At 70.7% G+C, this 12,734-nt stretch carries 10 protein-coding genes; 6 read left to right on the top strand and 4 right to left on the bottom strand.

What is annotated here, in order from left to right:
* The first annotated feature begins 38 nt into the window (after positions 1-38).
* From OO69_RS04680 to OO69_RS04660, 5 genes are all read left to right on the top strand, one after another.
* Positions 39-2,654, top strand: a complete 2,616-nt coding sequence (locus OO69_RS04680; RefSeq protein WP_033279092.1) for a glycoside hydrolase family 2 — start codon at positions 39-41, stop codon at positions 2,652-2,654.
* A gap of 29 nt (positions 2,655-2,683) precedes the next feature.
* Positions 2,684-4,999, top strand: a complete 2,316-nt coding sequence (locus OO69_RS04675; RefSeq protein ID WP_033279091.1) for a GH92 family glycosyl hydrolase — start codon at positions 2,684-2,686, stop codon at positions 4,997-4,999.
* 155 nt (positions 5,000-5,154) lie between these two features.
* Positions 5,155-6,480, top strand: coding sequence for a wax ester/triacylglycerol synthase family O-acyltransferase (locus OO69_RS04670; RefSeq protein WP_033279090.1), 1,326 nt, complete (start codon positions 5,155-5,157; stop codon positions 6,478-6,480).
* Positions 6,481-6,585: 105 nt separating this feature from the next.
* Positions 6,586-8,079 (top strand): SDR family NAD(P)-dependent oxidoreductase, encoded by a 1,494-nt coding sequence (locus OO69_RS04665; RefSeq protein ID WP_033279089.1) that lies wholly within the window; start codon positions 6,586-6,588, stop codon positions 8,077-8,079.
* Between the two features lie 73 nt (positions 8,080-8,152).
* Positions 8,153-8,386 (top strand): hypothetical protein, encoded by a 234-nt coding sequence (locus OO69_RS04660; protein ID WP_033279088.1) that lies wholly within the window; start codon positions 8,153-8,155, stop codon positions 8,384-8,386.
* A 13-nt stretch (positions 8,387-8,399) separates the two neighbouring features.
* On the opposite strand, the gene OO69_RS04655 is transcribed toward OO69_RS04660, so the two are convergent.
* From OO69_RS04655 to OO69_RS04645, 3 genes are all read right to left on the bottom strand, one after another.
* A complete protein-coding gene (locus OO69_RS04655; RefSeq protein WP_033279087.1) occupies positions 8,400-9,209 on the bottom strand; it encodes an SDR family oxidoreductase in 810 nt (269 codons plus the stop codon).
* Positions 9,210-9,234: 25 nt separating this feature from the next.
* On the bottom strand, positions 9,235-9,810 hold the full coding sequence (locus tag OO69_RS04650) for an HD domain-containing protein (protein ID WP_033279086.1): 576 nt from the start codon (positions 9,808-9,810) through the stop codon (positions 9,235-9,237).
* Between the two features lie 92 nt (positions 9,811-9,902).
* Complete coding sequence (locus OO69_RS04645) at positions 9,903-10,925, bottom strand: LLM class flavin-dependent oxidoreductase (RefSeq protein ID WP_033279231.1); 1,023 nt, start codon at positions 10,923-10,925, stop codon at positions 9,903-9,905.
* Between the two features lie 221 nt (positions 10,926-11,146).
* Here OO69_RS04645 and OO69_RS04640 point away from each other — a divergent pair, with 221 nt between their 5' ends.
* The gene (locus OO69_RS04640) at positions 11,147-12,007 is read left to right on the top strand and encodes a serine hydrolase (protein WP_033279085.1); all 861 of its coding nucleotides are present in this window, start codon (positions 11,147-11,149) and stop codon (positions 12,005-12,007) included.
* A 48-nt stretch (positions 12,008-12,055) separates the two neighbouring features.
* Here OO69_RS04640 and OO69_RS04635 read toward each other — a convergent pair whose 3' ends face one another.
* Entirely contained in the window at positions 12,056-12,724 is a 669-nt protein-coding gene (locus OO69_RS04635) for a Type 1 glutamine amidotransferase-like domain-containing protein (RefSeq protein WP_033279084.1), read from the bottom strand.
* Positions 12,725-12,734 lie beyond the last annotated feature (10 nt).

Raw genomic sequence — 12,734 nt, 5'->3', positions numbered from 1 at the left:
CCAACTGCCGCCTATGACAACGTTGTTATGGAGGTTCCGTGCGCATCAGACGACTCAGAGACCGACTCGCGCTCCTGCTCGCCCTGGCCCTCGGCATCGCCGGGCTGGCCGCCGTCCCCACCGCGAGCGCCACCGCCGCCGACGACCCCGTCGAGATCCACGGCCTGAAGGGCGAGTACTACACCCAGTCCGCCCCCGGCGCCTTCGACTTCGCCGACCTCAAGGCCACCGGCGTCGACCCGAACCTCGACTTCGACAACCTCGAACCCCGACTCGCCTTCACCACCGGCCAGTCCGACGACGTGAGCATCCGCTGGACCGGCAAGCTCGTCCCGACGAAGTCCGGCCCCCACACCTTCTCGATCATCGGCGACAACGGCTTCCGCCTCTGGATCGGCGGCCAGCTCGTCATCGACCACTGGGTCGACGACTGGGACACCGAACAGACCTCCGCCCCGGTCGAGTTGACCGCCGGCACGGCCTACGACATCAAGGTCGAGTACTTCGAGCACTACGGCGGCTCCAACCTCCACGTGCGCTGGACCGAGCCCGGCGGCACCAAGGTGGCCATCCCGCAGTCGGCCTTCCGGCTCCCCGACGGCTACGACTACGACGGCGCCCTCGCCGCCACCGTCACCAGCACCGGCCGCACCCTGAAGCTCGACTTCGCCCAGCCCCTCGCCGCACCCCCGGCCGACCTGACCGACCACCTCGAAGCGGTGATCGGCGGCGCCAAGTGGCCCCTGGGGGCTGCCAAGTTGGACCCGGCGGACCCGCGGACCCTGCTCATCCCGCTCACGCAGCCCGTCGTAGGCAACAAGACGGGCACCGCATCCGGTACGGCGGACATCCGCTACGACGGCGACGCCGGCCTAGCCTCGGCCGATGGCAACGTTATCAACGGCTTCTGGAGCACCGGCCCGAACCACTCCACCTACGAACTGCGCACCCAGTGGGCCGACCAGGTGGGCCCGCACAACTCCCTCCCCGAGTACCCGCGCCCGCAGCTGACCCGCACCGACTGGCGGAACCTCAACGGGAGTTGGCAGTTCGCCGCGGCCACGGCGGGCGAGCAGCCGCCGGTCGGCAAGAACCTCGCCGAACGCATCCTCGTCCCGTACCCGGTCGAGTCCCAACTCTCGGGCCTGGAACGCCACGAGGACCGCATGTGGTACCGCCGCACCTTCACCGTCCCCGCCGACTGGAAGATCGGCTCGGGCAAGCGGCTGATGCTCAACTTCGGGGCCGTCGACTGGCGCGCCGAGGTCTACGTCAACGGCACGAAGGTCACCGAACACCAGGGCGGCTACGACAAGTTCAGCGCCGACGTCACCGCCGCGCTGAAGCCCGGCCGCACCCAGGAACTGATCGTCGGCGTCTACGACCCCACCGACGCGGCGAACGGCGAGAACCCCCCGATCGGCAAGCAGCGCCTCGACCCGAGCGGCATCTGGTACACCCCGACCTCAGGCATCTGGCAGACGGTCTGGATGGAACCGGTCGCCCCCGACCACGTCGACTCCCTCAAACTCACCCCCGACGTGAGCAAGAGCCAACTCACCGTCGAGGCAAAGGGAGTTCGGGACGGCGTACCGATCACGGCGACGGCGTACGACGGAAAGCGCGCGGTCGCCACGGCACACGGCCGCACCGGCAGCCCGCTCACCCTGACCGTCAAGAACCCCCGTCTCTGGTCACCCGACGACCCGTTCCTCTACGACCTGAAGGTCACCGTCGGCAAGGACCGCGTCGGCAGCTACTTCGGGATGCGCTCGATCGCCGTCGAGAAGGTCAACGGCGTCCCGCGCACGGTCCTCAATGGGAAGCCCATCTTCATGATGGCCACCCTGGACCAGGGCTTCTGGCCGGACGGTCTCTACACCGCCCCGACCGACGAGGCGCTGGCCCATGACCTCAAGGTGCACAAGGAGTTGGGCTTCAACGCCGTGCGCAAGCACATCAAGGTCGAGCCCGACCGCTGGTTCTACTGGGCTGACAAGCTCGGCCTCATGGTGTGGCAGGACATGCCGGCGATGACCGCCGGAGTGAACCCGTCGACAGCCGCGCGCGCCGAGTACGAGCGCGAGATGAAGCAGATGATCGACGAGCACATCAGCAGCCCGTCGGTCGTCATGTGGGTGACGTTCAACGAGGGTTGGGGCCAGTACGACGAGGCTCGGATCGCCGACCAGGCCAAGGCCTGGGACCCGACCCGGCTCGTCAACAGCATGTCCGGCATCAACCTCGGCGTCGACGGCGGCACCGGCGACATCATCGACGAACACGGCTATCCCAGCCCCGCCCTGCCACCCCACCCGGACGGTCAACGCGCCCTGGTGAGTGGGGAGTACGGCGGTCTCGGGCTCGCGGTGCCGGGCCACGCGTGGTCGGTCCAGCAGTCGTACGTGGACGTCGATCCGGCGGCCTACACCGACGACTACCTCGCCAAGCTCGCGGAGGTGCACGCCCTGACCTGCCAGGGGAGCAACGGCGCGGTCTACACCCAAATATCCGATGTCGAGGGCGAGTTGAACGGGCTCATGACGTACGACCGGCGCGTGCTCAAGCCCGACGCGCAGCGGGTGAAGGCCGCGCAGCAGGCCCTGATCCGTGACGCCTCGCAGGCGACGCCCGCCAACTGCCCCACCGTCTGACCCCTTTCGCCAACTGGAGGCCCACCCGCATGAGATGGACCCGGCGCCTGCGCCTGTGCGTGGCGGGGGCGGTGGCAGCGTCCGCGCTGTTCGCCGTCCCCGGCACGGCCGAAGCCTCTGCCCATGGTCAACTCACCGATCTGGTCAACCCGTTCATCGGTACCGAGAACGACGGGAACACCTATCCCGGCGCCGCCGTGCCCTTCGGCATGGTGCAGTTCTCGCCGGACACCGGCCACAACACCGGGTACGACTACTCCCAGAACCACATCCGCGGCTTCTCCCTCGTGCACCTCTCCGGCGTCGGCTGCGGCCTCGGCGGGGACCTGCCCGTACTGCCGACGACCGGTGACGTGACGCAGACCGACTACGCCCAGTACGCGGCCGAGTTCAGCCACGACGACGAGCACGCGAGCCCCGGCTACTACCAAGTCGGCCTGAAGACAGGCATCGAGGCCGAACTCACCGCGACCGCCCGCACCGGCGTCCAGCGCTACACCTTCCCGGCCACCGACAAGGCCAACGTCCTGCTGAACGCGGCCCAGTCGCTGCACTCCGGGGTCACCTCGAAGGTCGAGATCCTCGACAACCGCACCGTCCGCACCGCCATCACCGGCCGCGGTTTCTGCCAGGACACCAAGCCGTACACCGTCTACACGGTCACCCGCTTCGACCGGCCCTTCACCGCGTACGGCACTTGGAACGGTCCAACGGTGACCGCCGGTTCGAGGACCGGGAGCGGCGGCGCGTACGTCCGCTTCGACACGAGCAAGGACGGTACGGTCGAGGCGACCACGGCCCTGTCGTACGTCGACGCGCACGGCGCGGCCGTCAACCTCCGTGCGGAGGGCGGGAGTTCGTTCGACGCGGTACGCCATCGCGCCCAACGGGCCTGGGAGGACCGGCTGGACGACGTGCGCGCGCAGGGCGGTTCCGACAGTCTGCGCCGGACCTTCTACTCGTCCCTGTACCGGTCCTTCCTGGCGCCCAACATCGGCAGCGACGCCGACGGCCGCTACACCGGCTGGGACCAACAGGTCCACCGGGCACGGGACTTCACGTACTACCAGAACTGGTCCCTGTGGGACACCTACCGCACCCAGTCCCAGCTCCTCGCCCTGCTCGCACCCCGCGAGGCCCGGGACATGGCGATCTCCGTCATCAAGATCGACGAGGAGAGCGGCTGGCTGCCCAAGTGGGGCTACGGCACGGTCGAGACGAACATCATGACCGGCGACCCGGTCACCCCGTTCCTCACCAACGCCTACCAGCAAGGCCTGTTGAAGGGCTACGAGGAGCGCGCGTACCGGGCGCTGAAGCAGAACGCCGACGGCGTGCCGCCCGCCGACTCGGCGGCGGTGGGCCGGGAGGCGAACAAGGAGTACCTCGCGAGCGGGTTCGCGCCGTACATCAAGGACCGCCCGCACGCGAAGCCCGGTGACTCGGACTACGACCACGGGGCCTCGGCCACCCTGGAGTACGCCCTCTCGGACGCGATGCTCGCGCAGATGGCCCGCGACCTCGGGCACGGTGCCGACGCCGCGCGCTATGCGGCCCGTGCCCAGAACTACCGGAACATCTTCGACCCCACGACCGGCTTCTTCCGCGCCCGTGACGCCTCCGGCGCCTTCGTCGGTCCCGCCGACCCCGCGCAGAGCGAGGGCTTCCACGAGGGCACGTCGTGGCAGTACCAGTGGCTGGTGCCGCAGGACCTGCCCGGCATGGTCGACCTGATCGGCGGTCGGCAGGCGGCCAACGACCGGCTCGACTCCTTCTTCGCCTACGACCAGCTGCTGGCCGATCCGGCGAAGACCGCGCGCGAGGTGTGGGTCAACGGGCCGTACGACTACTACAACGCGGACAAGTACAACCCGCAGAACGAGCCCGACCTCATCGCCCCCTACACCTATCTGTCCACCGGCCAGCCGTGGAAGACGACCGACGTCGTCCATGCCGCGCTGACCCTCTTCACGGACGGTCCGACCGGCATGACCGGCAACGACGACCTCGGCACGATGTCCGCGTGGAACGTGCTGTCGTCGATCGGGATCTTCCCGGTCCAGCCCGGCTACGACACCTGGGGCCTGTCCACGCCCGTCTTCGACCGGGTCGATCTGACCCTGGACCGGCGCTACTACCCGCACGGCGCCCTGACCATCAAGGCGCCGGGTACCTCGGCGACCGACCGCTACATCCAGGGCGCCCGGACGGACGGGGCGTCGTACGACCGGACGTACCTGACCACCGGCGATCTCCGCTCCGTACGGTCGCTCGCCTTCACGGTCGGCCCGCACCCGTCGGAGTGGGGTACATCACCCCAGGCGGCGCCACCTGCACTGAAGTGATCCCGTGCGCCTCTAGAGTCCCGCCCCTCTCAGAGGGGCGGGATCGCGGCGAGACGTAACCTGCCGTTAACTGTGCGTAGCTTGATCGTACTTGACCGTAATCGCTTGTCAGCGCTTGACTGCTGGCTCACCCCTAGTCGACGCGAGGCAAGCAATTGACTTCTGACCTGCTCGCTCCTCTCGACCTTGCGTTCTGGAACATCGAGTCCGACCGGAACCCGATGCACCTGGGCGCACTCGGCGTCTTCTCGGCGCACTCGCCGACCGCGGGAGCCCACGCCGCCGACCTCCTCGCCGCCCGCGCCGCCGCCGTCCCCGGGCTGCGGATGCGCATCCGGGACGTGTGGCAGCCGCTGTCGCTGTCCTTCGGGAGCGCCACCCGCGAGGCCGATCCCGACTTCGACCCGCTGCACCACGTCTGGCTGCACGCCCCGACCGCCGACTTCCAGGCGGACGCCGGGCGGCTGATGGAACGCCCGCTGGAGCGCGACCGGCCCCCGTGGGAGGCGCATGTGCTGCCCGGCGAGGACGGTGTCTCCTTCGCCGTGCTCTTCAAGTTCCACCACGCCCTGGCCGACGGACTGCGGGCGCTGACCCTCGCCGCCGCGATCCTCGACCCGATGGACATGCCCGAGCGCCGCCCGCGCCCCGCGGAACCCGCGCGCGGACGCCTCCCCGACGTGCGCAAGCTGCCCGAACTGGTCCGCGGCGCCCTGTCCGACGTGGGCCGGGCCCTCGACATCGGGGCGTCCGTCGCCCGCTCCACCCTGGACGTCCGCTCGTCCTCGGCGCTGACATCGGAGCCCTCGGGCACCCGCCGTACTGCCGGAGTCGTCGTCGACCTCGACGACGTGCACCGCATCCGCAAGACCGTCGGCGGCACCGTCAACGACGTGCTCATCGCGGTCGTCGCGGGCGCCCTGCGCAGCTGGCTCGATGAACGCGGCGACGGCAGCGAGGGCGTCTCGCCCCGCGCCCTGATCCCCGTCTCCAAACGCCGCCCGCGCTCCGCGCAGCCACAGGGCAACCGGCTCTCCGGGTACCTGATACGGCTGCCCGTCGACGACCCGGACCCCCTCGCCCGGCTCGACTCCGTGCGCGCCGCCATGGACCGCAACAAGGACGCGGGCCCCAACCGGGGCGCCGGCGCCGTCGCCCTGCTCGCCGACCACGTCCCCGCGCTCGGCCACCGCCTCGGCGGACCCTTCGCCGCGCAGGCAGCCCGGCTCTGGTTCGACATCCTCGTCACCAGCGTCCCGCTCCCCGGCATCGGCCTGAAGCTCGGCGGCAACCCCGTCACCGCCGTCTTCCCGTTCGCCCCGCTGGCCCGCGGCCAGTCCCTCGCGGTCGCCGTCTCGACGTACCGCGGCCAGGTCCACTACGGCCTGGTCGCGGACGCGGAGGCCGTACCGGATCTCGATGTGTTCGCCCGCGCGCTGACCGAGGAGGTGGAGACGCTCATCACCGCCTGCGGGTCGTGACCTGGAGCGGGTTTGGTGCTGCGGCCCGGCGCTCCGTAAAATTCCACGTTCGACGGTGTGCGCGATCGAGCGCCGCCGCGGATGACCCAAGGAAACGGCAGCGCGATGACGGTGACAGAGGACGGCTCCATGACCCCGGACGAGGTCGTGTACGGGCCCGGCATCGACCCCGAGCGGCTGGCCGTCTGCCTCAGCGTGCTCGACGAACTCGAGAAGATCGACGTCGACCACCCCGACGCGATCGCCGTCCGCCGCGCCACCGCGGGCATCTACCGCAGCGTCAAGCAGCGCCGCCGCCAGGAGCGCCGGGCCGCGAAGACCGCCCACGACAAGGCGGTCACCGAGTCCACCGCGACCGGCTCCGCCCAGCGCATCGACGACGAGACCGAGGGCCTGCTCCCGTCGTCGGTGACGGAGGAGGGCCGGATCGCCGGGATACTCCAGCGGCCGCGCTCCTGCTACACCTGCAAGACCCGGTACGTGGAAGTCGACTACTTCTACCACCAGCTCTGTCCCGACTGCGCCCGCCTGAACCGCGAGAAGCGCGACGACCACGCCGACCTCACCGGCAAGCGCGCCCTGCTGACCGGCGGCCGCGCCAAGATCGGCATGTACATCGCGCTGCGGCTGCTGCGCGACGGCGCCCACACGACGATCACCACGCGGTTCCCGAAGGACGCCATCCGCCGCTTCAAGGCCATGGACGACTCGGCGGACTGGATCCACCGCCTCGACGTCGTCGGCATCGACCTGCGCGACCCGGCCCAGGCCGTGGCCCTCGCCGACCAGGTCGCCGAGGCGGGCCCCCTCGACATCCTCATCAACAACGCGACCCAGACCGTACGACGGCTGCCCTCCGCCTACGCCGCCCTCGTCGACGGCGAGAGCGCCCCGCTGCCCGCCGGGGAACTCCCCGCCCACCACGTCATCGGCGCTTTCGGCTCCGGCGCGGTCGACGGCCTGGCCGCGCTGCCCGTCGGCATCAGCGGCCTCGACGCCCAGCAGGTCGCCGACCTCGCCCTGGTCGCGGGCAACGCCAGCGTGGCCCGGCACCTCGACGGCACGGCGATCGACGCCGGCGGCCTGGTCCCCGACGTCGTCGACACCAACACCTGGGTGCAGACCATCGAGCAGATCTCCCCGGTGGAGCTGCTGGAGACCCAACTCTGCAACTACACAGCCCCGTTCATCCTCATCAGCAAGCTCCGCCCGGCCATGGCCGCCGCCGCCAAGGCCGCGACCAGCGGACGCGCGTACATCGTCAACGTCTCCGCGATGGAGGGCGTCTTCGGCCGCGGCTACAAGGGCGCCGGGCACCCCAACACCAACGCTGCCAAGGCCGCGATGAACATGGTCACCCGCACCAGCGGCCAGGAGATGTTCCAGAGCGACGGCATCCTCATGACCTCGGTCGACACCGGCTGGATCACCGACGAACGCCCCCACTACGACAAGCTCCGCCTCGCCGAGGAGGGCTTCCACGCCCCGCTCGACCTGGTCGACGGAGCGGCGCGGGTTTACGATCCGATTGTGCGCGGCGAGCAGGGCGAGGACCTGTACGGCGTCTTCCTGAAGGACTACGCGCCCGGTAAGTGGTAACCCGCCACCCTGGACACGAGCCCGGGCGCCGACCGGGTTCCCGGCCCTGGTGAGAACCGCGCGAGGAGTTCTCATGGCCAGTACACACGGCATCGATCCGAGGGCCTTCGACGACCCGCGCAACCACTATCCGACCGACGACGACTTCTACGCGAGCGACCGCCCGGCCCACCACGAACTGCCGGAGGACCGGCCGCGAGGCGGAGGCTCCACGACCGCGGTGAAACACCGTGGCACCTGGGCCACCGTCGCGCTCGTCGCCGGAGTCGTCCTGCTGATCCTCGTCGGGATCGCCCTGTTCCCGTGAGGTGCCCGCGCCGTCACGCGTGCGGCGGCGCGGTCGACCTCAGCCGGTCATGGACGGCGTATCCACCGGAGGTGTACGCCGCCCTGACCCGCGTCCCGCCGTCCACCAGCAGGTCCGCCCCGGTGATCCACTCGGCCTGGTCGGAGGCCAGCCACAGCACGGCGCGTGCGATGTCGGCCGGTTCCCCGATCCGGCCGAGCGGCAGACCGGCGGCGAGCTCCGCCTCGCCGGGCTCCCAGACGAACCGGGCCATCTCGGTGCGGACGAGTCCGGGGGAGACGGAGTTGACGCGCACCCTCGGCGCGAGTTCACCGGCGAGCTGCTGGGTCAGGTGCAGCAGAGCCGCCTTGCTGGTGGAGTACGCCCCTACGTTCGGCCCGACATGCCCCGCGCCCTCCGTGCACACGTTGACCACCGCGCCGCCGTGCTCCCGCATCCACGCCCGCCACGCGCACTGCACCAACCGCAGCGGCGCCTCGACGTTCATGGTGAACGCCGTCCGCCAGGCGTCCGGATCGGCGTCCATGAGCGGGCCGTACGGCTGGTTCGTCGCCGCGTTGTTGACGACCACGTCGATCCGCCCGAAGGCGCGCAGCGCGCACTCGGTCAACTCCCGCGGATGGTCCGGGTCGGCGACGTCACCGGCCAGGCCGACACCGCCCAACTCCTCGGCGGCGCGCCGCACTTCGCCGGCGTTCCGCGCGCTCACGCACACCAGCGCACCGGCCCCGGCGAACGCCTCGGCGACCGCGCGCCCGATCCCGCGTGTGCCTCCGGTGACCAGGACGGCCCGGCCCCGCAGACCGTACGACGACGACGTCATCGCCGTACCGTCTCATGACGGGCCGTCAGTCGACAGCCCCCAGGCGGGAGTTGGGGATCCGTGAGTTCCGTGCGGCCACGATGCCCAGGACCGTGCGCCAGTCCTCCAGGACCCCGGCGTCGAGGCCGACGACCTTGCCCGCGTCGTCGGCCTGGCGCAGGGTGATCGCGTCGTCCGCGAGCGGGTCGCGCTCGAAGGCGGTGGCCTCGGCGGGGGACATGGGGCCGCCCTGCGCGCGGAAGGTCAGTGTGCTCTGCGGGGACAGGTCGCGGCCGGGGGAGGAGGTCGCCAGGTAGCGCTTCGCGGGCACGTGCAGGCGGACGAGGTGGGCGACCCGTCCGCCGAGCAGGGCGCGGACGGCGTCCGCCGCGTGGTCCGCGTGTCCGGCGTCGTCGCCCGGTTGCAGCAGATGCCCGATGTCGTGGACCAGGCCGGCGACCTGAAGTTCCTTGTCGGCGGGGCGACTTCGGCGGAGCAGCGCGGCCGTCTGCAGCGCGTGGTCGTGCAGATCGACGGGATCGCCGCTGCGGTCGGGGGTGTCCCAGGCGCCCCGACACGCGTACAGCAGATCCATCAGCTCCTCGACGCTGCGCAACTCCATGCGTCAGTCCTCCCGCGAGACAGCCTGTGCGGAACGCCAGGAGATCATGGCGAGCTTGCGACCCAGCCAACGGGACCTGAACTGCGCGACACTCAGCGCCAGCCGAGCTCCGGTGCCACCTGGGTGAGGATGCTCTCCAGCACGTGGGCGTTGTAGTCGACCCCGAGCTGGTTCGGGACGGTCAGCAGGAGGGTGTCCGCGGCCTGGATGGCTTCGTCCTCCTGGAGCTGCTTCACCAGGACGTCCGGCTCGGCGGCGTACGAGCGGCCGAAGATCGCCCTGGTCGTGTCGTCGATCATGCCGACCTGGTCGCGCGAGTTGCGGTCGTTGCCGAAGTACGCCCGGTCCATGTCGTCGGTCAGGGCGAAGATGCTGCGGCTGACGGACACCCGCGGCTCGCGCGCGTGGCCCGCCTCCTTGAAGGCCTCGCGGTACGCCTCGATCTGCTTGCGCTGCTGGACGTGCAGCGGTTCGCCCGTCTCGTCGTCCTTCAGGGTGGAACTCTGCAGGTTCATCCCCAGCTTCGCGGCCCAGACGGCGGTCGCGTTCGAGCTGGAGCCCCACCAGATCCGGTCACGCAGCCCCTCCGAGTACGGCTCGACGCGCAGCAGTCCCGGCGGGTTGGCGAACATCGGCCGCGGGTTCGGGCGCGCGAAGCCCTCGCCCTCGATCACCTTGAGGAAGGCCTCGGCGTGCTGGCGGGCCATGTCCGCGCCGGTCTCGCCCTCCGCGGGCGCGTAGCCGAAGTAGCGCCAGCCGTCGATCACCTGCTCCGGTGACCCACGGCTGATGCCGAGCTGCAGCCGGCCGCCGGAGATGAGGTCGGCGGCGCCCGCGTTCTCGGCCATGTACAGCGGGTTCTCGTAGCGCATGTCGATCACGCCGGTGCCGATCTCGATCCTCGAGGTCCGCGCGCCGATGGCCGAGAGCAGCGGGAACGGGCTGCCCGCCTGCTGTGCGAAGTGGTGCACGCGGAAGTACGCGCCGTCCACGCCCAGCTCCTCGGCGGCGACCGCCAGGTCGATGGACTGGTGCAGGAAGTCGGCGGCCGAGCGGGTCTGCGAGTGGGGACTCGGAGACCAGTGACCGAACGAGAGGAAACCTATGTTCTTCACGCAGGCCACAGCGCCCGGCAGCCACGTTTGATTCCCCGCGCCGACAAACCTCGCGCGGTCCGGCAGGGGTACGAGAGCGCCGGGGACGGCGGCGCACGAAGCTGTGGCTATCGTCACAAATCGCGCTCTCAGGTCCATTTCGTGGCATCGGTCACGTCACGGAACCGTCGCCTCGCCTACGTTCGCAGGTCTGTTCCCCGCCCCCGAACCGCCGAGGCCCCATGCCGTACCGCCAGAACCCCCGACCGACCACCCACAGCGCGGGCGCGCCCGGCCGACGCGGCACGCGTGCCGGCGTCCGCGCGGCGCTGCTCACCGGCTCCGTGGCCACCCTCCTCACGGTCGGCCTGGTCGGCCCGGCCTCGGCGGCCGGCACCCCGCACGCGCGCGTGACGACCGCCGTGCTGGATCTGGACCATCCCGCTCGGAGTCCGCAGGTACGCGGGAATGACGTCCCCTACGACACGGCCAGCATCGTCAAGGTCGACATCCTCTCCGCGCTGCTCGTCCGGGCGCAGGACGCCGGCCGTGGCCTCACCCAGCAGGAACGCACCCTGGCCGAGGCGATGATCGAGCACAGCGACAACGACGCGGCGACCGCGCTCTGGCGGGAGATAGGCCGGGCGCCCGGCCTGGAGGCGGTGAACAAGCGGCTCGGCCTGTCCTCGACCGTGGGCGGGGCCGGCGGCACATGGGGACTCACGCGCACCACGGCCTCCGACCAGGTCCGTCTGCTGAGCGCGGTGTTCGCCGACGGCGGGACCTCGGCCGCGAGCGGGTCCGCACTGACGAAGACGTCCCAGAGCTACATCCGTACGCTGATGACCCGCATCGCCGCCGGACAGTCGTGGGGCGTCTCGGCGGCCTCCGACTCCGGCGCCGGATGGGCGCTGAAGAACGGCTGGCTGCAGCGCAGCACCACCGGCCTGTGGGACATCAACAGCGTCGGCCGGGTCACGTCGGGAACGCACCACTACCTCGTCGCGGTCCTCTCCGACGGCAACGCGACGATGCCGGGCGGCATCGCGGCGGTCGAGAGCGCGGCCCGTACGGCGGTCTCGTCGGCGCGAGCGGCCGGCTGACGGCACGAGCCGCGGTGGTCCCCGGTCCGCTCGCCTCCGCGCGTTGCGTCACGGGTGGGACCGCCACCGGCCCTCGGAGATGACGTCCACCTTGCCGTCCCTGACGCGGACGGCCGTGTCGTCGTCGATGAAGTGGATCGGGAAGTCCGCTCGCGCGACGATGCGATCGGCCCAACTGTCGTCCCGCTCGGGGAAGTTCGGGGAGTACAGGTGGGGCTTGAGGTACCAGTCGAAGAGGCCGAACGGCGGCTCCACGGTCGTCGCGCCGAGGACGTGGAGGTCCGTGGTGTCCCCGATGACGTCGGCGGAGTGTGCGGTGAGGTTGCGGCTGAAGATCATCGACCCGGCGCTGACCCCTACGTAGACCCGGCTCTCCAGCGCCTTCAGGAAGCCGTCGGCCAGGCCGTTGCCGGTGATGCTGCGGGCGAGGTGGTAGTGGTTGCCGCCCTCGACGTAGACGACGTCGGCGTGCAGCAGCCGGTCGAGCACCAGGCGCCGGGGCAGGCCGTTCAGCTCCAGGACGTCGAACTCCCGCCAGCCGAGGCCGTACAGCCGGTTCATGTCCGCGACGAACCACCCGTGGTCCCCGGGCTCGGCGACCGACGCCGTCGGGATGTACACGACGTTCGCCGATCCGAACGGCTTGCCCAGCATGTCCCGCAGCGCGTCCCGCAGGGTCTCGTTGCGCAGGCCACTCGCCGTCAGCAGAAGATTCATCGGGCGAGCC

It is taken from the genome of Streptomyces sp. NRRL F-525 (assembly GCF_000716605.1).
Taxonomy (GTDB): domain Bacteria; phylum Actinomycetota; class Actinomycetes; order Streptomycetales; family Streptomycetaceae; genus Streptomyces.
This window is presented reverse-complemented; position numbering and strand designations above follow the sequence as displayed.

Excerpts from the sequence above, each read along its gene's own strand:
- OO69_RS04675 (WP_033279091.1), top strand. The coding sequence starts at position 2,684 with ATGAGATGGACCCGGCGCCTGCGCCTGTGCGTGGCGGGGGCGGTGGCA.
- OO69_RS04665 (WP_033279089.1), top strand. The coding sequence starts at position 6,586 with ATGACGGTGACAGAGGACGGCTCCATGACCCCGGACGAGGTCGTGTAC.
- OO69_RS04660 (WP_033279088.1), top strand. The coding sequence starts at position 8,153 with ATGGCCAGTACACACGGCATCGATCCGAGGGCCTTCGACGACCCGCGC.
- OO69_RS04655 (WP_033279087.1), bottom strand. The coding sequence starts at position 9,209 with ATGACGTCGTCGTCGTACGGTCTGCGGGGCCGGGCCGTCCTGGTCACC.
- OO69_RS04650 (WP_033279086.1), bottom strand. The coding sequence starts at position 9,810 with ATGGAGTTGCGCAGCGTCGAGGAGCTGATGGATCTGCTGTACGCGTGT.
- OO69_RS04640 (WP_033279085.1), top strand. The coding sequence starts at position 11,147 with ATGCCGTACCGCCAGAACCCCCGACCGACCACCCACAGCGCGGGCGCG.
- OO69_RS04635 (WP_033279084.1), bottom strand. The coding sequence starts at position 12,724 with ATGAATCTTCTGCTGACGGCGAGTGGCCTGCGCAACGAGACCCTGCGG.